General features: G+C 72.1%; 16 protein-coding genes. 5 read left to right on the top strand and 11 right to left on the bottom strand.

Annotation, left to right across the window (positions count from 1 at the left end; all coding sequences use genetic code 11):
• Positions 1–45: 45 nt before the first annotated feature.
• A complete protein-coding gene (locus ABZX11_RS16265; protein WP_354913648.1) occupies positions 46–1,143 on the top strand; it encodes an NAD(P)/FAD-dependent oxidoreductase in 1,098 nt (365 codons plus the stop codon).
• A gap of 290 nt (positions 1,144–1,433) precedes the next feature.
• Positions 1,434–2,633, top strand: coding sequence for a histidine kinase (locus ABZX11_RS16260; RefSeq protein WP_176176274.1), 1,200 nt, complete (start codon positions 1,434–1,436; stop codon positions 2,631–2,633).
• A 612-nt stretch (positions 2,634–3,245) separates the two neighbouring features.
• Here the strand turns inward: ABZX11_RS16260 and ABZX11_RS16255 are convergent.
• From ABZX11_RS16255 to ABZX11_RS16230, 6 genes are all read right to left on the bottom strand, one after another.
• Positions 3,246–3,590 (bottom strand): RNA polymerase-binding protein RbpA, encoded by a 345-nt coding sequence (locus tag ABZX11_RS16255; RefSeq protein WP_043788280.1) that lies wholly within the window; start codon positions 3,588–3,590, stop codon positions 3,246–3,248.
• 108 nt (positions 3,591–3,698) lie between these two features.
• Entirely contained in the window at positions 3,699–3,929 is a 231-nt protein-coding gene (gene secG, locus ABZX11_RS16250; RefSeq protein ID WP_003071471.1) for a preprotein translocase subunit SecG, read from the bottom strand.
• A 127-nt stretch (positions 3,930–4,056) separates the two neighbouring features.
• Positions 4,057–4,842 (bottom strand): triose-phosphate isomerase, encoded by a 786-nt coding sequence (tpiA, locus tag ABZX11_RS16245; RefSeq protein WP_354913646.1) that lies wholly within the window; start codon positions 4,840–4,842, stop codon positions 4,057–4,059.
• Positions 4,842–6,056, bottom strand: a complete 1,215-nt coding sequence (locus tag ABZX11_RS16240; RefSeq protein ID WP_354913644.1) for a phosphoglycerate kinase — start codon at positions 6,054–6,056, stop codon at positions 4,842–4,844. Before ABZX11_RS16240 ends, tpiA begins: the two co-directional genes overlap by 1 nt.
• 5 nt (positions 6,057–6,061) lie before the next feature.
• Positions 6,062–7,066, bottom strand: a complete 1,005-nt coding sequence (gene gap / locus ABZX11_RS16235; protein WP_176176271.1) for a type I glyceraldehyde-3-phosphate dehydrogenase — start codon at positions 7,064–7,066, stop codon at positions 6,062–6,064.
• Positions 7,067–7,505: 439 nt separating this feature from the next.
• A complete protein-coding gene (locus ABZX11_RS16230; protein WP_354913642.1) occupies positions 7,506–8,687 on the bottom strand; it encodes a winged helix DNA-binding domain-containing protein in 1,182 nt (393 codons plus the stop codon).
• 72 nt (positions 8,688–8,759) lie between these two features.
• Here ABZX11_RS16230 and ABZX11_RS16225 point away from each other — a divergent pair, with 72 nt between their 5' ends.
• Positions 8,760–9,404 (top strand): LysE family translocator, encoded by a 645-nt coding sequence (locus ABZX11_RS16225; protein ID WP_176176269.1) that lies wholly within the window; start codon positions 8,760–8,762, stop codon positions 9,402–9,404.
• Here the strand turns inward: ABZX11_RS16225 and ABZX11_RS16220 are convergent.
• The 5 genes from ABZX11_RS16220 to ABZX11_RS16200 form a co-directional block, all read right to left on the bottom strand.
• On the bottom strand, positions 9,385–9,729 hold the full coding sequence (locus tag ABZX11_RS16220; protein ID WP_176176268.1) for a helix-turn-helix domain-containing protein: 345 nt from the start codon (positions 9,727–9,729) through the stop codon (positions 9,385–9,387). The genes ABZX11_RS16225 and ABZX11_RS16220 overlap by 20 nt on opposite strands.
• Positions 9,730–9,852: 123 nt before the next feature.
• Positions 9,853–10,638 carry a TIGR03620 family F420-dependent LLM class oxidoreductase gene (locus ABZX11_RS16215; protein ID WP_354913639.1) on the bottom strand — a complete coding sequence of 262 codons (786 nt, stop codon included), beginning with the start codon at positions 10,636–10,638 and terminating at the stop codon, positions 9,853–9,855.
• A 37-nt stretch (positions 10,639–10,675) separates the two neighbouring features.
• The gene (locus ABZX11_RS16210; RefSeq protein ID WP_354913637.1) at positions 10,676–15,124 is read right to left on the bottom strand and encodes a hypothetical protein; all 4,449 of its coding nucleotides are present in this window, start codon (positions 15,122–15,124) and stop codon (positions 10,676–10,678) included.
• Positions 15,125–15,135: 11 nt separating this feature from the next.
• Positions 15,136–15,936, bottom strand: a complete 801-nt coding sequence (locus ABZX11_RS16205; RefSeq protein WP_176176265.1) for a hypothetical protein — start codon at positions 15,934–15,936, stop codon at positions 15,136–15,138.
• Positions 15,936–17,390 (bottom strand): hypothetical protein, encoded by a 1,455-nt coding sequence (locus tag ABZX11_RS16200; RefSeq protein WP_176178292.1) that lies wholly within the window; start codon positions 17,388–17,390, stop codon positions 15,936–15,938. The genes ABZX11_RS16205 and ABZX11_RS16200 overlap by 1 nt, the downstream gene beginning before the upstream one ends.
• An 83-nt stretch (positions 17,391–17,473) precedes the next feature.
• On the opposite strand from ABZX11_RS16200, the gene ABZX11_RS16195 reads away from it, so the two are divergent.
• Entirely contained in the window at positions 17,474–17,911 is a 438-nt protein-coding gene (locus tag ABZX11_RS16195) for a PPOX class F420-dependent oxidoreductase (protein ID WP_354913635.1), read from the top strand.
• A gap of 39 nt (positions 17,912–17,950) precedes the next feature.
• Positions 17,951–18,781: a coproporphyrinogen III oxidase gene (locus tag ABZX11_RS16190; protein ID WP_176176263.1), complete on the top strand. Its 831-nt coding sequence runs from the start codon at positions 17,951–17,953 to the stop codon at positions 18,779–18,781.
• Positions 18,782–19,221: the final 440 nt, after the last annotated feature.

Below are 19,221 nucleotides of genomic sequence, written 5' to 3'. Positions count from 1 at the left end.
AGTTGAGTCATTGCACTTTCTGAGTGACCGTGCTTTCTTAGTGACATGACCTTTCCCCGTATCGCGATCGCCGGCGCCGGTCTCGGCGGGCTCGCCTGTGCGCGCGTCCTGCAGCTCCACGGCCTCGACGTCACCGTCTTCGAGCAGGAAGCCGCGGCCGGCGCCCGGCCGCAGGGCGGCACCCTCGACATGCACGCCGACACCGGCCAGGTCGCCCTCCGCACCGCGGGCCTGCACGACCGGTTCCGCGCCCTGGCCCGCCCCGAGGGCCAGCAGATGCGCGGCCTCGACCCGCACACCGCCGAAGCCGTCTTGGACGAACTCCCCGTCGAAGGCGACGACTCCCGGCCCGAGATCGACCGCGGCCAGCTCCGCGGCATCCTGCTGGACGCCCTCTCCCCCGGCACCGTCCAGTGGGGACGCCCGGTCGCCGACGTCACCGAGGCCGGCCGGCTCACGTTCGCCGACGGCACGTCCGCGGAGTTCGACCTGATCGTCGGCGCGGACGGCGCGTGGTCCCGCGTCCGGCGCGCCCTCACCGGCGTCCGTCCCGAGTACAGCGGCGTCACCTTCGTCGAGTTCGGCCTCGACGACGCCGACCGCCGCCACCCGGCACTGGCCGCGCTGACCGGCCGGGGGTCGATGATGACGAAGGCCGGCGGCAAGGCGCTCTTCGCCCAGCGCACCAGCACCGGCCACATCCGCTGCTACGCGACCTTCTACGCGCCCGAGAACTGGGCCGCCGGCCTCGACTTCGCCGTCGCGGACGCGGTGCGCGACCACCTCCTCGAGCGCTACGCCGGCTGGCACCCCGACCTGCTCGCGTACGTACGCGAGCACGACGGCGAGTTCACGCACCGGCCGCTGCACGTCCTGCCGGTCCCCCACGCCTGGACCACCACGCCCCGGCTCACCCTCCTCGGCGACGCCGCGCACCTGATGCCGCCGCTCGGCGTCGGCGCGAACCTCGCCCTCCTCGACGGCACCGAACTGGCGACCGCGCTGGCCACGGCGAACAGCGTCGAAGAAGCGGTCCGGCGGTACGAAGCGGGCATGCTGCCGCGGTCGATCGAGACGGCGAAAGCCTGCGCGTCCGGGCTGCACGGCCTGCTGAGCGACGACCTCCGCTCGATGGCCGCCTGAGAACTTCCGCCGGGCGACCACACGTGGGTAACATGATTCCCACAATGTGGTCGTCCAGGTGCACGCTGGGAGACAGAGCTCCCACCCTGGGTAGCACCGTGGGGCGGCTATCCCCCGGACGGCCCAGCCGATTACGGAATCCGGACGCCGGAGCATCGACGGCGGGTGAAACTAACCGTCTCCGTACGCGACCTCGTTAGCATCCGCACATTTGTCTGCCGCCACGCGTCCCGATCGGGCCCTGAGCGCCTCTCACCAACAAGTCCACAAGACGAATGGGGTCGCCAGCGATGAGTACAGAGGGACTCTCGATTCCAGGCATCTCGATCGCGAGCTCGGGGCCGTCGGCCGCCGAGCGGGTGCGGAAGCGGGGGCTGAGCGCGTTCGGCTCGGTACCGCGCCCGGCCATCGTCATGTTCGCCATCGAGGCGGCCGCCGTCATCCTGGCCGTGCTCGACGTCTGGCTGGTGATCCCCGAGAAGGCCCAGCCGTATTCGATCTGGCTCTCCGGCGCGGCCTGCCTCGCGGTGGTGTTCCGCCGGAAGTTCCCGTTCCTCGCCGTGCTCGTCGCGGTCCCCGGCTTCCTGGCCGGCTGGGCGCAGCTCGCGTCGATGATCACCCTCGGCATGCTCGCCACCCGCCGGCAGCTGCACTGGCAGACGTGGGTCGGCGCGGCGCTGGTGTGGATGTGCCGGTTCGTGCAGTGGCCGCTGGAGGACTTCGCCGAGCTGAGCTGGCGCGAGCACATCCTCGACGGCATCTACGGGGTCCTGGTCGCCGGCATGCCGATCGCGATCGGCCTGCTCATCGGCGCCCGCACGGAAGTCTCGAACAAGCTCGCCGAGCTGGCCACGAGCCGCGACCGCGAGCGCCGCTTCCACGCCGACGCCGTCCGCGCCGAGGAGCGCGCCCGGCTGGCCCGCGAGATGCACGACGTCGTCTCCCACCAGATCACGCTGATCGCCATGCAGGCCGGCGCGCTCCAGGCCCAGACGACCGACGACCGCGCGCAGGAGACCGCGCAGGTCATCCGCACGCTGTCGAAGCGGACCCTCGAGGAGCTGCGGTCCCTGCTCAGCGTGCTGCGCGCGGGCCCGGACGACGACGGCCCGCGCCCCGGCATCAACGACCTCGACCGGCTGATCCGCACGTCGGAGGTGCCGGTGCACCTGTCGGTGGAGCACCTCCCGGAGGCCCTGCCCAACCAGGTCTCGGCGGCGGCGTACCGGACGGTGCAGGAGTGCCTCACAAACGTCCACAAGCACGCCCCGGGCGCGACGGCGACGATCCGCATCCAGGGTGAGCACGGAGCGCTCAAGATCGAGGTCCGCAACGAGCGCGCAAGCCGCCCGACGGAGGGCCTGCCTTCGGGCGGCCACGGGTTGACGGGCCTGGCCGAGCGAGCCCGCTTGCTGGGCGGAAGCTTCGAGACATCGGGAACGGAGGACGGCGGCTTCCGCGTGCGGGCGCGGTATCCGCTGGACCGCTGACCTCCGGCCCCCGGTATCCAGTTTACCGGTGGGCACCGACGATTCCGGGCCGTCTCGGGCCGCGAACGGAGGATTTCGGACGGAAACGGCCGGAATCCTCCGTTCGCGAGGCTTCCGGCCCCGGAAATGTCGGTCCTCGCCGGTAGCGTGGAAATCGGGGGCTGCTCAGGCAGATTGCCGCGCAACCGCCCGGCAATCACGCCGGGCGGGAAAGAACTTCCGCGTGTTGGGGCGGGCATCGCGCGGGCCTGGCCGGGTATCACGTGAGTCTGGCCGGCATCTCACCGTGCGGGCGGTCCTCTCGCGTGATCGGGAGGGCCTCTCGCGTGGCCGAAATGGTCTTGCGCGTGATTGAGCAGGCATCACGCGTGTCTGAGCGGGCCTCACGTGTGATTCGGCGGGCATCATGCGTGATTGAGCGGGCATCACGTGCGATTCGGCGGGCATCTCGCGTGATCAACGGCCATCAGCGCGATGCCCGGCCAGTCACGCATGATGCCTCGGCAGTCACGCGTGATGCCTCGGCAGTCACGCGTGATGCCGTTCTGGACACGCGTGAGCGCACGAAAAGCCACCCCGAGGGGGCCCGGGGTGGCGATCGGCTGAAAACCCTTAGAGGATTTCCCGGCGCTTGCGCAGGCGGTCGAGCGCCTCCGCCAGGATGGCCTCGCCGTCGGCGTCGCTGCGCCGCTCCTTCACGTACGCGAGGTGGGTCTTGTACGGCTCGGTCCGGGGCGCGGCCGGCGGGTTCTTCTCGTCCTGCCCACCCGGGAGCCCGCAGCGGGGGCAGTCCCACTCGTCGGGGATCTCCGCGTCGAGCGCGAACGACGGCCGGGCCTCGTGCCCGTTGGCACACCAGTAGGAGATCCGGCGGCGCGGCGCCGACTCACCCCGTTCCGATTCGCCCGTAGGACCGGCACCCACCCGGGTGCCTCGAATCGCGTTACCGCCAACCATGAATCCTCACACCTAGGAATCGGCGGCGCGCCCCCCAATAGGCACGCCGAATCGCTGCGCCCCGCCGTCTCGACCCGGTCGCGGCCGACGGACGGAGCGCCGGACGCCTCACACCTTGAGCAGCAGACCCAGGCCCACGATGCTGATCAGCCAGACCGCGCCCAGCAGCAGGGTGATCCGGTCGAGGTTCTTCTCGGCCACGCTCGACCCGGCCAGGCTCGACTGCATCCCACCGCCGAACAGCGACGACAGGCCACCGCCCCGGCCACGGTGCAGCAGCACGGCGACCACCAGCAGGACGCTGGAGACGATCAACAGGATTTGCAGGAACAGCTTCATGTCATCCTCTGGGCTCTAGGAGAATGCAGGGGTACGGCATGGTCGTTTCCGACCACCACCGTACCCCTGGACTCGTCCACTGCTGTGTGACGGACCGGATACACAGGCTACCCGGTCGTGGCCTCGATCAGGGCAGCGGCCCGCCCGCGGCGAGTGCGCAGAGTTTCGTGAACTCCTCGCCGTCGAGGCTCGCTCCGCCGACCAGGGCACCGTCGATGTTCTCGCACGCCACCAGCTCGCCGATGTTGCCCGATTTGACCGATCCCCCGTAGAGCACCCGGACGGACGAAGCGACCTCGTCGCCGTACTTCTCCTGGAGGGTCGCCCGGATGGCCTTGCAGACCTCTTCGGCGTCCGCGGACGAAGCGACCTTTCCGGTGCCGATCGCCCAGACCGGCTCGTACGCGACCACCACGTCTTTGACCTGCTCGGCCTTGAGGCCCTTCAGACCCTCGATCAGCTGCGTCGTGGTGTGGTGGATGTGCTCGCCGGCCTCGCGGACCTCGAGCTTCTCCCCGATGCAGAGGATCGGCGTGATGCCGTGCTTGAGCGCGGCCTTGACCTTCTTGTTGACCAGCTCGTCGGACTCGGCGTGGTACTCGCGCCGCTCCGAGTGGCCGACCGTGACGAACTTGCAGCCCAGCTTGGCCAGCATCACGCCCGAGATGTCACCGGTGTAGGCGCCCGAGTCCTGCGGCGCGAGGTCCTGCGCGCCGTAGGTCAGCGACAGCTTGTCGCCGTCGACCAGGGTCTGCACGCTGCGGATGTCGGTGAACGGCGGCAGCACCGCCACGTCGACCTTCGCGTAGTACTTCTCCGGCAGCGCGAAGGCGATCTTCTGCACCAGCGCGATCGCCTCGAGGTGGTTCAGGTTCATCTTCCAGTTGCCGGCGATGAACGGCTTGCGTGCCACTAGTTCGACCCCTCCAGAGCCACGACGCCCGGCAGTTCCTTGCCCTCGAGGTACTCCAGCGAGGCACCGCCGCCGGTGGAGATGTGCGAGAAGCCGTCCTCGGGCAGGCCCAGCTGCCGCACCGCGGCCGCCGAGTCGCCGCCACCGACCACGGTGAACGCGTCGCTCTTCACCAGCGCCTCGGCCACCGCGCGGGTGCCGCCGGAGAACGCCTCGAACTCGAACACGCCCATCGGGCCGTTCCAGAACACCGTCTGCGCGTCGGCCAGCTTGCTCGCGAACAGCTCGCGGCTGCGCGGGCCGATGTCGAGGCCCTGGCGGTCGGCCGGGATCGCGGTGGCGTCGACGGCTTCGTGCTCGGCGTCGGCCGAGAACTCCGTCGCGGCCAGAACGTCCACCGGCAGCACCAGTTCGACGCCGCGCTTCTCGGCCTCGGCGAGGAAGCCCGACACCTGCTCCAGCTGGTCGGCCTGCAGCAGCGACTGGCCGACCTCGTGGCCCTGGGCCTTGAGGAACGTGTACGCCATGCCGCCGCCGACGATCAGCCGGTCGACCTTCGTCAGCAGGTTCGCGATGACGCCGAGCTTGTCGGACACCTTCGCGCCGCCGAGCACGACCACGTTTGGCCGCCGGACGTCGTCGGTGAGCTTCTTCAGCACATCCAGCTCGGCCAGCACCAGGCCGCCCGCGTACGCCGGCAGCACCGACGCGACCTCGTAGACCGAGGCCTGCTTGCGGTGGACGACGCCGAAGCCGTCGGAGACGAACGCGCCGCCCGGGACGAGCGCGCCCAGCTCGGCGGCCAGCTCGGAGCGGTCCGCGGCGTCCTTGCTGGTCTCGCGCGCGTCGAAGCGCACGTTCTCCAGCAGGACGACGCCGCCGTCGGCCAGGCCGCCGGTCAGCGCCTTCGCGGACTCGCCGACCAGGTCACCGGCCAGCGAGACCTCGGCGCCGAGCAGTTCGGAGAGCCGCTTCGCGACGGGCGCGAGGGTGTACTTCGGGTCCGGCTCGCCCTTCGGGCGGCCCAGGTGCGCGGTGACGACGACCTTCGCGCCCGCGTCAGCGAGCTTCTTGATCGTCGGCAGCGCCGCGCGGACCCGGCCGTCGTCGGTGATGCGGTCCCCGTCGAGCGGGACGTTCAGGTCGGAACGCACCAGCACGTACCGGCCCTGAACGCCCTCGCCCAGGAGGTCGTCGAGGTTCTTGACGCTCATCTGCTTCAGGACAGCTTCGAACCGACGAGCTTGACCAGGTCGGCGAGGCGGTTGGAGTAGCCCCACTCGTTGTCGTACCAGCCGACGACCTTGACCTGGTTGCCGATGACCTTGGTCAGCGGCGCGTCGTAGATGCAGGACGCCGGGTCGGTGACGATGTCGGCCGAGACGATCGGGTCCTCGTTGTAGCGCAGGATGCCGGCCAGCGGGCCCTCGGCGGCGGCCTTGTAGGCGGCGTTGATCTCCTCGACCGTGGCGGCCTTGGACAGCGTGACGGTGAGGTCGGTGGCCGAGCCGGTCGGGACCGGGACGCGCAGCGCGTAGCCGTCGAGCTTGCCCTGCAGCTCCGGCAGGACGAGGCCGATGGCCTTGGCGGCACCGGTCGAGGTCGGGACGACGCTCAGGGCGGCGGCGCGGGCGCGGCGCAGGTCCTTGTGCGGGGCGTCCTGCAGGTTCTGGTCCTGGGTGTAGGCGTGGACCGTGGTCATCAGGCCCTGCTCGATGCCGAAGGCGTCGTTGAGGACCTTGGCCAGCGGGCCGAGGCAGTTGGTGGTGCAGGAGGCGTTCGAGATGATGACCTGCGAGCCGTCGTACTTGTCGTCGTTGACGCCGAGCACGATGGTCAGGTCCTCGCCCTTGGCCGGCGCGGAGATGATGACCTTCTTGGCCCCACCGGCGATGTGCGCCTTGGCGGCGTCGGCGTTGGTGAAGAAGCCGGTCGACTCGAGGACGACGTCGACGTTCAGCTCGCCCCACGGCAGGTTGGCCGGGTCGCGCTCGGCGAGGGCCTTGATGGTCTTGCCGTCGACGACGATGCCCTCGTCGCTGACGCTGACCTCACCCGGGAACCGGCCCAGGATGGAGTCGTACTTCAGCAGGTGGGCCATGGTGGCGACGTCGCCGAGGTCGTTGAAGGCGACGACCTCGATGTCCTGGCCGCTGGCCTGCACGGCGCGGAAGAAGTTGCGGCCGATGCGGCCGAAGCCGTTGACACCTACGCGAACGGTCACTGCTGCCACTCCTTTGAGGGTCGGCCGGCACTCCGGCCGTGACTTGCGGGCTCGCGGCCACCCTAGCGTGCGGGCATGCGCGTCCCTGACTGCCCTGACGAGACTTCCACCACTTGTCGAACGGGTCAAGAATCGATTAAGAAGCCGAGCCGCTCTGGAGCGTTCCGGCCGGGTGGACCACGGCGGACCACCGGGCACCGCAGGTTCGCGCGCCGGGACCGGTTCCGGCTGATCAAGCCGGGTGTCCGACGGACGGCACCGAGCCCGCGGGTAAACCCGAAAACCGAACTTGAACGATTCAGCCCGCAGCCGGCTCCGACGGGGTGCCGAAGCCTCCCGCGGGACGGCACGTGAGGTCGATGACTCGACCGATCCAGCGAGGGGCAGGGCCGTCCCCGCCGCGGCACGCCACCGCCCGTCCGGATGAAATCCGCGCCCCTCATCCGGCCAGCTCCCGTTCCAGCGGGGTGCGGAACCGCGGGATCACCCGGGCTTCGCCGAACCACGCCGCGCACTTTTCCGCCGCCACCTCGACCGCCGCGCCGACCTCGGCACCCACGTCCTCCAGCAGCCGGAACACCACCTCCCCGCCGGCCCGCTGGGCCCAGCCGCCGACCACCTTCCCGGAGGCCCAGACCGTCGGGCCGATGTTGCCGCTGCGGTCGAACAGGGCCGCGCGGTGCGGGCCGAGGAACCAGTCGCGGTCCTGCCAGCCCATCGGGGTCGGGTCCAGGGCAGGCAGGAACGCCACCCACGGCGGTGGCGACGGCACCGGCTCGAGGTCGTCCGCGAGCACCACCCCGGGCACGCCGTCCAGGTCGACCTCCACCGGGTCCAGCTCGGCGAGGGCCTTCTTCGCCTGGCCCGCCGTCCAGCCCGTCCACCACCGCAGGTCCGCCACCGGGGCCGGGCCGTACGCGCGCAGCCACCGCCGGGCCAGCTCGACGCGGGCCTCCTCCGCGCTCCACGCCCGCAGCCCACCCGGGACCCACTCGTCCAGCGGGTGCCACACGTACTGCGTGCTCAGCCAGCTGCCACGGGGACGGCCGCGGGCGATCCGGCCGCCCGCGGCCAGCAGGAACAGCACCCGGCTCGTCACGTTGCCGATCGCCTCGTACGGCTTGCCCGCCGCCATCAGCAGCTGCTGGCGCAACCGCGGCTCGTCCTCGCTCAGCTGCTGCGCTGTCGCCGAACCGCGAGCACGCAGGGCCGCCTCGACCGATGCCTCGACCTCCTGCAGCCACAGCTGCGGCTCCGGCACGTTCTCCGGGTGCCCCTGCTGCCCGAGGTGCTGTTCGAGCAGCTTCCGCTGCTTCACGAGGATGTCCGCCGAGCAGCCGGCCTGCACCAGCGCCGCCGTGTCCAGGTCCGTCACGAACACCGTGCGGCGCATGCCCAGCAGGCGCAGCAGCGAACGCTCGTCGTAGAGCGCACGCTCGACCTCGGCAACTGCCGGGCCGTCGAGCCGGGCGGACGCGGACAGGTGGACGGTCGCCGGGTCGGTGGCGTGCAGCGCCACGACCCCGGCGACGGCTTCGGCCACCGTGGCCGCGGGCGCGGCCAGGTGGTGCCGGACGGCGAGGCGGGCCCGGCGCTGCTCGGTGCTGATCTTCGGAGGCACGCGTTTTTCCTACCACCCGGCACCGACAAAAACGCCTGGTCATCCCCGGCGACCAGGCGATAGCCTCGCGAAATGGTCTCCGGTACGCACTTGGCGGCCTTCGCCGCGCTGACGTTCCTCATGGTGGTGGTCCCCGGGCCGAGCGTGCTCTTCACGATCAGCCGCGCGCTCACCGTCGGGCGGCGGGACGCGCTGCTCACCGTCCTGGGCAACGCTGCGGGCGTGTACACGCAGGTCGTCGCGGTCGCGTTCGGCCTCGGCGCGCTGGTGACGACGTCCGCGGCGGTGTTCACCGCGATCAAGGTCGCCGGCGCGGTCTACCTGGTGTACCTGGGGATCCAGGCGGTGCGCCACCGCCGGAAGCTGACCGACGCGATGGCCGCGCAGGTGCGGGCCACGCCGGGCCGCGTGCTGACCGTGCTGCGCGACGGCTTCGTCGTCGGCTTCGCGAACCCGAAGTCGATCGTGTTCCTGGCGGCGCTGCTGCCGCAGTTCGTCGACCCCGCAGCCGGCTCGGTGCCGGCCCAGATGCTCGTCCTCGGGCTGTGCCTGCCGGCGATCGCGCTGGCCACCGACAGCGCGTGGGCGCTGGTCGCGGGCACCGCCCGCGCGTGGTTCGCGCGTTCGCCGAAGCGCCTCGAAATGGTCGGTGGCACCGGCGGCCTGGTGATGATCGGCCTGGGCACCACGCTGGCCTTCACGGGCCGGGGTGACTGAGCACCAGGTCGAGCAGGCCCGGGAAGGCGGCGTCGAATTCGGGGCGCCGCAAGCGGTTCAGCCGCCGCGGGCCTTCGTCGCGCTGTTCGATCAGGCCCGCCGCGCGCAGCACGCCGAAGTGGTGGCTGAGCGTCGCCTTCGCCACCGGCAGGTCGAACGTGCCGCACGCCTTCGTCCACTCGGGCACGGCGGCGAGCTCGCGCACGATGCTGCGGCGCACCGGATCGGCGACCGCGGCCAGGGCGTCCTGGAGCGCGACCTCGCCCGGCGGGACGTGCGAGAGCCCGCGCGCCCGCGCAGTGTTCGATGACTGTCGTCCACTCATCCCGTCGACCTCCGCCGAACACGCCAGGAGCAGTCGTGCCCCGGCCGCCTCGAAACCTGCTACTACGCCTTCAACCAGCGCGGTCTCGACGTATTCCGCCGCGTACCTGCGGGCGATCCGCGGTCAGGCCAGCGCCTTCACCAGTTCCGGCCACCACTCGCGGGGCACGCCGTCGAGCGGGACGACCACCTGGTCGGCGCCGGCGGCCCGGTACTCCCGCAGCCGCGCGACGACGCCGTCGAGGTCGCCCCACACCGTGAGGCCGTCGACGAGCCGGTCGGACCGGTCCGCGATGTCCGCGTCGGTGAAGCCCATCCGGCGGAAGTTGGCCGCGTAGCCCGGCATCCCGGCCAGGAAGCCCAGCGAACCGGCCCGCACGACCTCGCGCACGCGGGTCACGTCGGTTTCCGCGACCACGCTGAGCAGCACCGCGAGCTGCCGCTCCGCCCCCAGGATCTCCCGCGCCGAAGCGACGTAATCCGTCGTCACCAGGTACGGGTACGCGCCCGACGCGCGGTCGCGGGCCAGCTCCAGCATCCGCGGGCCGAGCGCCGACAGGATCCGCGCGGACTGCGGTACGACGTCCTCGACCTCGTCGAGGTAGTCGTTCAGCGCCGCCAGCGGGCGCGGGCCGTGCGCCCCGCCCAGGCCGACGACGAACCGGCCGGCCGGGAGCTCCGCGTACGCCGAAGCCACCGCGGCCGACGGGACCCGGTCGACCGACAGGATGCCGCTCGCCACCTGGATCCGCGAAGTCGCGCGGACCACCTCGGTGATCCGCGGCAGGTTGTTGCCCTGCCCGCCGGCCAGCCACAACGTGGCGTAGCCCAGCTCCTCCAGCTCGGCCGCCACGTCCGTGCCGGTGTCCAGTGCGCTGTGGGTGGCCCCGATCGGCCCCAGTTCCGTCATGCGCCCGGCAACCCCGGACGGTGCCGGGTTGTTCCCGTCAGGCCGGTTGTTCGTCCTCGGCGGAATCGGCCTCCCGCGTGAACATCCGGGTCGCCGACAGCCGCGCGACGCCGTCGGGCTCGCCCAGGTCCTCCAGGGAGTTGCGGATCGTCGAGTCCACCGACAGGTACTTCCGGCCCGCGCGCAGGTCGGCGTCGTTGCGCAGCCGCACGATGAGCGGGAACTCCGACAGCGCGCCCGCGTCGAACAGGCCGGTCGTGTAGATCAGCTGGACGCCCAGCGCCTCGGCCACCGCCCGCTGCAGTTCCAGCAGGTACCCGGCCGACGCGCGGCCGATCGGGTTGTCCAGGAACAGTACGCCCGAGTGCCGGTTGCGGACCTTGCCGCGGTTGTTGGCCCGCAGAGCGGCCAGCGTGCAGTACAGGATGATCGCCGCGGTCAGCTGCTGGCCGCCGGAGAACACGTCGCGGATCTCCGAGACGCGCTGGCGTTCGGTCCGCAGCACCGAGTCCGGCTTGAGCATGTCGACGCGGAAGCCCTTGGGCGCCGCGGCCCGGACTCCCCGCAGGACCAGGGAAAGCCCGTCGCGCTTGACGTCCCGGCCGTCCGCCGTCTTGCCGACGGCGGCCTCGTCGACGACTTCGCCGAGCTTCTCCGTCAGCGCGTTGTCCTCCAGCTCGGTGAAGCGGATGCGGAGGAACTCCTGCCCGGACCAGTCGCCGAGGCCGTCCGGCAGCCGCGAGACGCGCTGGGCCGAGCGCAACGTCCGGAGTGCGCCGTCGACCATGCCCTGCAGGCGGGTGATGATGCCGCCGCGGTGCCGGTCGATCTGGGCGAGGTCGTCGGTCAGCGACCGCAGCCGCGGCCGCAGGGCCTCGGCCCACTCGGCGGCGTGCGCCGGGAGCTGGTCGCGCTTGACCGAGATGACCTGCTGGCGCACCGGCGTGCTCAGCTTCTCGAACCGCTTCTCCGTTGCGTACTGCGCGAGCTGGTCGGCGGCCGCGCGCACCCGGCGGTCGCCGGCGTCGGCGGCTTCCTGGGCCTGGTTGAAGGTCGCGTTCAGCCGGGCGTGCTGGGCGCGTGCGGTGTCGACGTCACCGTCGTAGGCGTCCGCGTCCGTGTCGGTCACCAGGTGCGCCATCGACTCGGCGAGCAGCGCGAACCCCGAAGCCGAGCTGCGCGCCGACTCCAGCGTCGCTTCCGCCGCGGCCCGGCGTTCCTGCAGCTCTTCCCACTTCCGGGCGGCCGCCGACGCCTCCAGCCCGGCCGCGTCGATCAGCTCCAGGCCGTGCTCGATGTCCCGCGGTTTCTCGCCGTTGACGCCGTTCTGCAGCGGCAGCGCGTCCAGTTCGGCACGCCGGGTCGAGACCAGCCCGATCGCCTCGGTGCGCTCGTCTTCGAGGCCGTCGACGACGCGGCGGGCGCGGGCCAGCGCGGCCGCGCGGGCCGACGCGTCGGAGCCGTCGGGGGTCTCCAGGAGCTCGGCCGCGCGGGCCCGGACGGCCTCGTCCAGGGACTCGACGGCCGAGCCCGCCGCGGCTTCCGCCGACTCCGCCTGTTCCAGTTCACTCCGCAGGTCGCTGCCGACCTCGACCTTCGCGTACGCCTCGGACGCCGACGCGTACGTCCGCCGCAGCGCGTCGACCGGTTCGGCGGGCGCGGGCCCCTCCGCGGCGTCGGCCGCTCCGGGCACCTCGGCCAGCTCGGCACGCGCGGTGGTCGCGGTCCGGCGGTGGCCGTCGGCCGTGCGCTGCTCCTCCCCCGCCTGCTCCCGCAGCCGGGCGGCCTTGCCCGCCGCGTCGGACGCCTGCAGGTCGGCGCGCTCGGCGATCTCGGTCGCCCGCTCGGCCTCCTCGGTCCACTCCGCGATCCGGGCGCTGCGCACGCCCAGCTCACCGAGCCGCCGGGCCCGCTCCTCGGCTTCGGTGGCAGCCGCCCGCAGCTCGGGGACGCGCTCGCGCAGCGAAGCGGCTTTCTCGCTCAACCGGGCGAAGTCCGCGTCGGCCTGCTCCAGCGCCATGCGGGCGGTCTCCCGCGCGGCCCGGGCGGCCTGGGCCTGCTCGGCCAGGGTCGCCACGGCGCCGGGCGGGTAGTCCTCGCGCCACGTCGTGAGCTTCCAGGTCAGTGCGCCGTCCGCGGACAGCTTGGCGGACAACGCTTCGAGCCGCCGCTGCCGCTCGGTGTGCCGCCGCGCCACGGCTTCCCGCTCGGCGTCGGCGGCTTCTTCGTCGTACATCGCCGGGTTCGGCGGCACGAGGAACTCGACGCCGGGCGCGGACGGCACGTCCGCCTGCAGCGCCTCGGTGGTGCCGACGGCGATGATCGCGCTCGGCAGCAGCCGCCGCTTCGTCAGCACCTCGCGGGCGCGATCGGCGTGCGCGGCGTCGTTCAGCAGCACCCCGGACACCAGCTGCGGCAGGCTTTCCAGCACCTCGGCACGCCGGCCGGCGTCCAGTTTGGACAGGTAGCGCCAGCCGGACCACGCGGTGATCCCGGCCTCTTCCAGTGCGTCCAGAGCGGCCTGGACGTCCTGGGGCGGCGGCAGCAGCCCACCGGACCCCAGCGCGGCCAGCGCCCGTTCGTCGGCGGACTCCTCCATCCGCAGCGCGGTCTGCTCCTTCTCGACGGCCGCGCTCGCCTCGCGCAGCCGTTCCAGCAGCACCGGAAGGTCGCTCTCCAGGTTGACGTCGTCGGCGCCGAGCAGCTCGACCAGGCGTCCCTCGGCGGCGAGGGCGTCGGTCCGGCGGTGGGCGCGGTCGAGGTCCTCGGTGGCCCGCTCCAGGCGGTCCTGCGTGGTGCCGGCGAGCTGGTGGGCCTCGTTCACGGCCCGTTGCGCCGCTTGCAGGTCCGTCGCGACGCGTTCCAGTTCCTGTTCGCGGCGGGCCAGCTCCGCGGTGGCCTGCTCGGCCGCGGCACGAGCGGCGCGGGAAGCTTCGGCGACGTCGGCGCCCGCAGGCAGCAACCCGGCGCGGACGGCGGCTTGGACCTCTTCGCGCAGTTCGGTGATCCGCCCGGTGAGGCCGCGCGCTTCGGCACGGCGTGCCGCGGCGAGGTTCGCGGCCTCGTCTCGCTCGGTCTGCGCCTTCTCGGCTTCGGCACGCAACGCGCCCGCGTGCGCTTCGGCCTTGTCGGCCTGCCGCTGCGCGTCCTGCGCCAGCGCGTGCAACCCGCGCGCGAGCGCCGAAGCAGCGTCGTTGCGCGCCTTCAACGCGGGACGCGCCTTCTCCTCCCGGCTGCCGACGAGCTCGCGCAGGTCCTTCGCCTTGCGCGCCGCGTTCAAGGAGTTGAGCACGGTCGCCGTCTCGCGCCAAGCCTCGGCTTCGGTCTTCGCGGCCGCCAATTCGGCGTCGACCCGCTTGCGAACCTCCTGGGCCTCGTCCAGCCGCAGCACCGCGACCAGGCGGCGCAGTTCCGTGACGGCCGCGGCGAGCCGCCGGTGGTCGCCCTCGGCCAGCTTTTCGGCGGATTTGACCTCGGTGACGTGGTCTTCGAGCCCGGACAGCCGCGCGTTCTCGAGTTCGTTGCGGGCGACGACCCGCCCGGCCAGCGAAGCCATGTCGGCCTTCGCGGCCTCCGCGATCTTCCGCGACTCCGCGGCGACGCCTTCCTCGGCGGCCAGCGGGCCCAGCAGGTCGAGCGCACCCGCCACGAAGTCGCGCTCGGACAGGAGATCCCCGCGCTGGGCCAGGTTGTGCGCGTAGGTCGCGACGACCTCGGCCAGGTCCTTCGGCTCCTCCTCCGAGATGACCGCACGCAGCAGGAACTCGACGAAGGCGTCGTCGGTGCCGAAGGCGAACGCGTCCGCCGCCTCGCCCTCGCCCGCGTTCATCGCCCGCTGGTAGCGGAACAGCTCGGTGTCGAGGCCGAGGCTGTCGAGGCGGCCGGTCCACTCGTGGTGGCGGCGGGTCCAGGACAGTTCCAGCTCGGGTTCGGCCAGCTGGGCCGCGGTGAGCTTGTCGTGGAAGCCGGACATGGTGAGCAGCCGGCCGTCCTGGGTCATCGGCAGCGAGTCGAGGCCCAGCGCGGCGGTCGGGCGGAAGCAGTACCAGGAGTCGACGAGGTTCTCGGAGTCGGCGGACACCACGTGCCCGCGCCACTCGGAGACCTTGCCGGTGATGATCCGGTGGCCGCTCTCGACGTGCAGCCACTCCAGCACGACGTGCGAGACGTCCTTGGCGGCGACGAACTTCTCCAGCACCTTGGTGCTGGTGGTGCCGACGACCTGGCGGCGGCCGGGCAGCATCACCGAGAAGATGAGCTTGATCAGCACGGACTTGCCGCCGCCGTTCTCGAGGAACAGCACGCTCGCCGGGGACGGGCGGCGCAGCTCGGCCGGGCCGGTCGCGTGGATGCCCGCGCTGAACAAGGCGTCCTGCTGCGGCGCGGTGATCTTGGCGCCGACGCCGCTGAAGTCGAGCACGACGTCCTGGTAGCGGGCACCCGCCGGGCCCACCGAGTGCAGGCGGACCCGCGAAAGCTCGTACATCGGTTCCCCTCTTAGAGCGTGTCCGAGGCGGCCGCGCGCAGCGTGCCCCCGGCGGTCGCGACGGCCACGACGTCGAGCGCGAGCAGGTCGTCGAAGGCGGCGTCGGCAGCGAGTTCGCGGACCTGGATCTGGTAGCGCGGCGTGGTCCGGTAGGTGCCGCCCTGCTCGTCGCTCACCGGGACCAGGAAGCCCTGGTCGGCGAGGAACCGCAGGGCGCGGCTGACCATGCCGCGGGTGGTGTCGGCGGCCAGCCGCCCGTCCTTGGTGGCCGCGGCCGCGGGACGGCGGGTGTAGGCGCGCCAGGCCTGTTCGAGCTCGGGCGCGTCGGCCAGGGGGTCGTTGTTGGCCTCGGCCGCCGCGGCGCGTTCGTCCAGCATCCGCGCGGCTTCGCGGACCATCGCGTCGACCTGCTCGACGCTGACGCGGCCGATGTAGGTGTCGTTGGCGAGGTCGTCCGGGCGCGGGTAGCCGAGCGCGGCGGTGGCGAGGTGGATCAGGCCGTGCAGGACCTTCTCCGTGTCGCGGCGCTCGCGGATCTTGGCCTGGCGGGCGTAGGAGTCCATCTTGATCTCGAAGACGGACTCGTCGGTGGCCGCCAGTACCGCGCCGGCCTGCTGGTTGACCTCGAGGACCATGAGGCCGAGGCCGGCGGCGACGGCGTGCGTGAGGGCCTTGAACGCGTTGTCCTCGCCGTAGCGGCGCACGAGGTCGCCGTAGACGACGTCGCGCGCGGGCAGCTGCTTCGGCCGCATGCCGAAGGCGACCAGCCGGGCCGCGGCCTCGGCGTCCACGCTGCTGTGGGACAGCGCCATTACGCGACCTCCTCTTCTTCATCGGCGCGCTCGACGGCGGCGGTGGACAGGAGCAGGTCGGCACCGCCGAACTCCGGGTCGTCCAAGAGCGTGCCGTCGTCGACGGCGAGCAGGACCGAGCGGTCGCCCTGGCGGCGGGCCGCGCCGATCCCGGGACTGTAGGCGTGCACCGCGCGCAGCGCGACCAGGGCGGCGAGCCCGGGCTGGCGGCTGCGGCGGGCTTCTTCGAGCAGGCCGGACAGCCGTCGCGGCACCTCGGGGAGGTCGAGCAGTTCGTCGGCCCGCCGCCAGACGTCGTCGCCGAACTTGTCGCTGACCTCGGCGGGCATCAGCTCGGGCTCCGGGATTTCGCCGACCAGCTGGTCACGTTCGGGGGCGGGCCGCAGGAGCAGCGAGACGAGCGACGAAAGCGACGGCACGACCGGTGCGGTGATGCCGGCGGCGGCGTGGAAGAAGTGCTCGGCCGGGGCGACGGCGTCGGCCAGCGGCAGCCCGAGCGTCGGGACGAGGAGCTGGCCGAAGAGGTCGAGGGTCGCGCGCTGGGGCGGGCCGGAGAACTGCTGGCGGTCCTGTTCGGCGCGGAAGACCGCGCCCGCGTCGGCCAGCCGGGACTGCAGGCGGGTGTGCCGTCGGATGCAGTCGCCGACGATGTCGACCAGTTCGGCGGCGCGGCGCTTCTTGTCGAGGTCCTCGGTCTCGTCGCGGGCGGTGGTGATGTTCTTGAGGATGGCGTTCTCGGCGCGGAACCGGGCTTCGATGTGGCTGAGCGCGCTGTCGAGCAGCTCGGGGACCTCGCGTTCCCAGTCGACCGAGCGGACGTCGCGGCGGGTCGCGTCGAGCTTCGCGCGCAGCGTCTCGCCGTACTGGACGGTCCGGTAGCGGGCCTGCTCGGCGGCGAGCTTGGCGTCGGCCAGTCGACCGCGGTTGATCAGGTTCTCGAGCTTGACCTCGGCGGCGATCTGCGCGGATTCGACGTCGGTGTCGAGCGCGCCGACCAGGACGTTGATGGCCTCGTCGGTGGCGCGCAGGTAGACCTCGCCGTCGCGGGCGGCCAGCTCGACCAGCAGCTTGAAGTCGAACTGGCGCCGCTGGTAGCCGCCCGGCCCGATCGAGCCGTAGACGCGCCGGAAGCCGCGGTCGGTGGTGCCGACGTTGATGAGGTTGTCCAGCACCCACTTGGCCACCCGGACGTGCTCTTCGGGCATCCGCGACGGCGCCTGCTGGGCGATGAACGGCAGCAGGCGGTCGATGACCTCGTCGTGGCCGGCGCCGGTGTCGAAGTCCATCGCGATGGTGACCTGGTCGATCGTGTGCAGCGCGATCTCGGCCATCTGGTAGATCGTGGCGTCGGCCCAGTCGAGCTTCGCCTTCCGCGCGTCGAGGTCGTGCAGCGGCGCGGTGCAGGCCAGCGCCTTGAGGCGGCGCGTCAGCCCCTCGTCGGCCAGGCCCGTCATGCCGGTGTCGTCGTCTCGCACAGCAGGCCAGGCTAGTCGGCCACCCTCTGCGCACGCGCGGGTGACGGGCTAACGTCGCTCCTATGCGTGAGATGAGCCGTGACGAGTGGTGGCAGTTCGCGTCCGAAGGCACCCGCACGGGCATGCTGGGCCTGGTCAGGGCCAACGGCGCCCCGATCGTGACGCCGATCTGGTTCCTGCTGAACGAGGGCCCGGACGGCGACGAGCTGATCTTCACCACGGGCACCGAGACCCTCAAGGGCAAGGCCATCGCCCGCGACGGCCGCATCTCCCTCGCCGTCGACGACCAGAAGCCGCCGTACTCGTACGTCCAGTTCACCGCCGAAGCGCGGCTGACCCACGACATGGACGACATGCTGGCGTGGGCGACCAAGCTGGGCGGCCGGTACATGGGCGCCGAGCAGGCCGAGGCGTACGGCAAGCGGAACGCGGTGCCCGAAGAATCCCTCGTCCGGGCGAAGATCACCAAGGTGATCGCGCGCGCCGACATCGCCGGCTGACCCCGGTTCGCTGGTAATCTGCACCCCGGGGGTGGGGGTATGCCTTCAGGGGACAGACGGGACGCCGTCAAGGCGATCATCAGCGCGGGCCAGCGGGAGCTGGTGGCCGAGCTGGAACGCCTCGACGGCGGGCGCTTCGGCCGGACAGGCCGCACCCGGCGGCTGGAGAACGGTGACGTCTTCGAACGTGCCGTGATCAGCACGGCCTTTTCCGACGAGTTCTTCGCGGCCGGGCTCTCGGTGGTGCTGCACCCGCGCAACCCGTACGTCCCGGCGTTCCAGGCCCACTTCCGCTACCGCGAAACCGCGGACGCGTGGTGGTTCGGCGGCAGCGTCGACCTGCTCCCCTGCTACGGCTTCGCTTCGGACGCGACGCACTTCCACCGCGTGCTGAAGAGCTACTGCGCAACGCTGGACCCGGCGTTCCACGCGCAGGCGAAGAGGGCGTGCGACGACCGTTTCCGCCTCCCGCACCGCAACGAGGCCCGCGGCATCGGCGGCATCCTCTTCGACCACCTGAGCCTGCCGGGCCCGGACGGCTGGCGACGCTCGGCGGCCTTCACCGCGGCGGGCATCGCCGCGATCATCCCGGCGTACGCCCCGATCGTGCGACGCCGCAAGGACCTCCCGCACGGCGAGCGCGAGCGGCAGTGGCAGCTCTTCCGCCGCGGCCGGTACGTCGAGTTCACCCTGGTCCACGACGCGGCCACGGCGGTGCAGGCCGACGCCGAGGCGATCCTGGCGGCGCTGCCACCGCTGGCGCGCTGGGAGTCGGAGTTCACGCCGGAGCCGGGGAGCGCGGAGGCCGAACTGGCGTCGTTCCTGGTGCCGCGCGACTGGGCGGCCGAAACTGTCGGTGCTCGCCGGTAGAGTGGAAAACGGGGGGCGCCCCGGCGGGCTCGGGTCGATTCGCCGCATCGCAGCACTCCGGCGAGCTCCGCTCCATCCGCCGCATCGCAACGCCCCGGGCGGCTCCTGGCCGACGCCGGCCGGGCTCTAGTCGGTTCACCGCACCACAGTGTCCCGGCGGCCCCGGGTCAGTCCTCCACGCCCCAGCGGGCCCGGGCCGATTCACCACCTCAGCACCTCGGCGGCCCCGGGTCGATCCCCCACACCACAGCACCCCAGCGGGCCCGGCCGATCCCCCGTACCACAACCCGGCGAGCCTCGGCCGGTCCGCAGCACCCAGGCGGAGCCGCCCAATACCGGCCACAAGGCCGTTCCCGCCCCGCTGAGCGGGAAACCGTTGACACGCAGCGTGAGCCACCATGTCGAGTATTGACAGGGCCCGCCCCCAGGGTGTGTGATCT

Origin of the sequence: Amycolatopsis sp. NPDC004169, from assembly GCF_040610315.1 — a bacterium.
Classification (GTDB): domain Bacteria; phylum Actinomycetota; class Actinomycetes; order Mycobacteriales; family Pseudonocardiaceae; genus Amycolatopsis.
The sequence above is the reverse complement of the archived record's forward strand: the minus strand, read 5'-3'. Positions and strand labels throughout refer to the sequence as shown.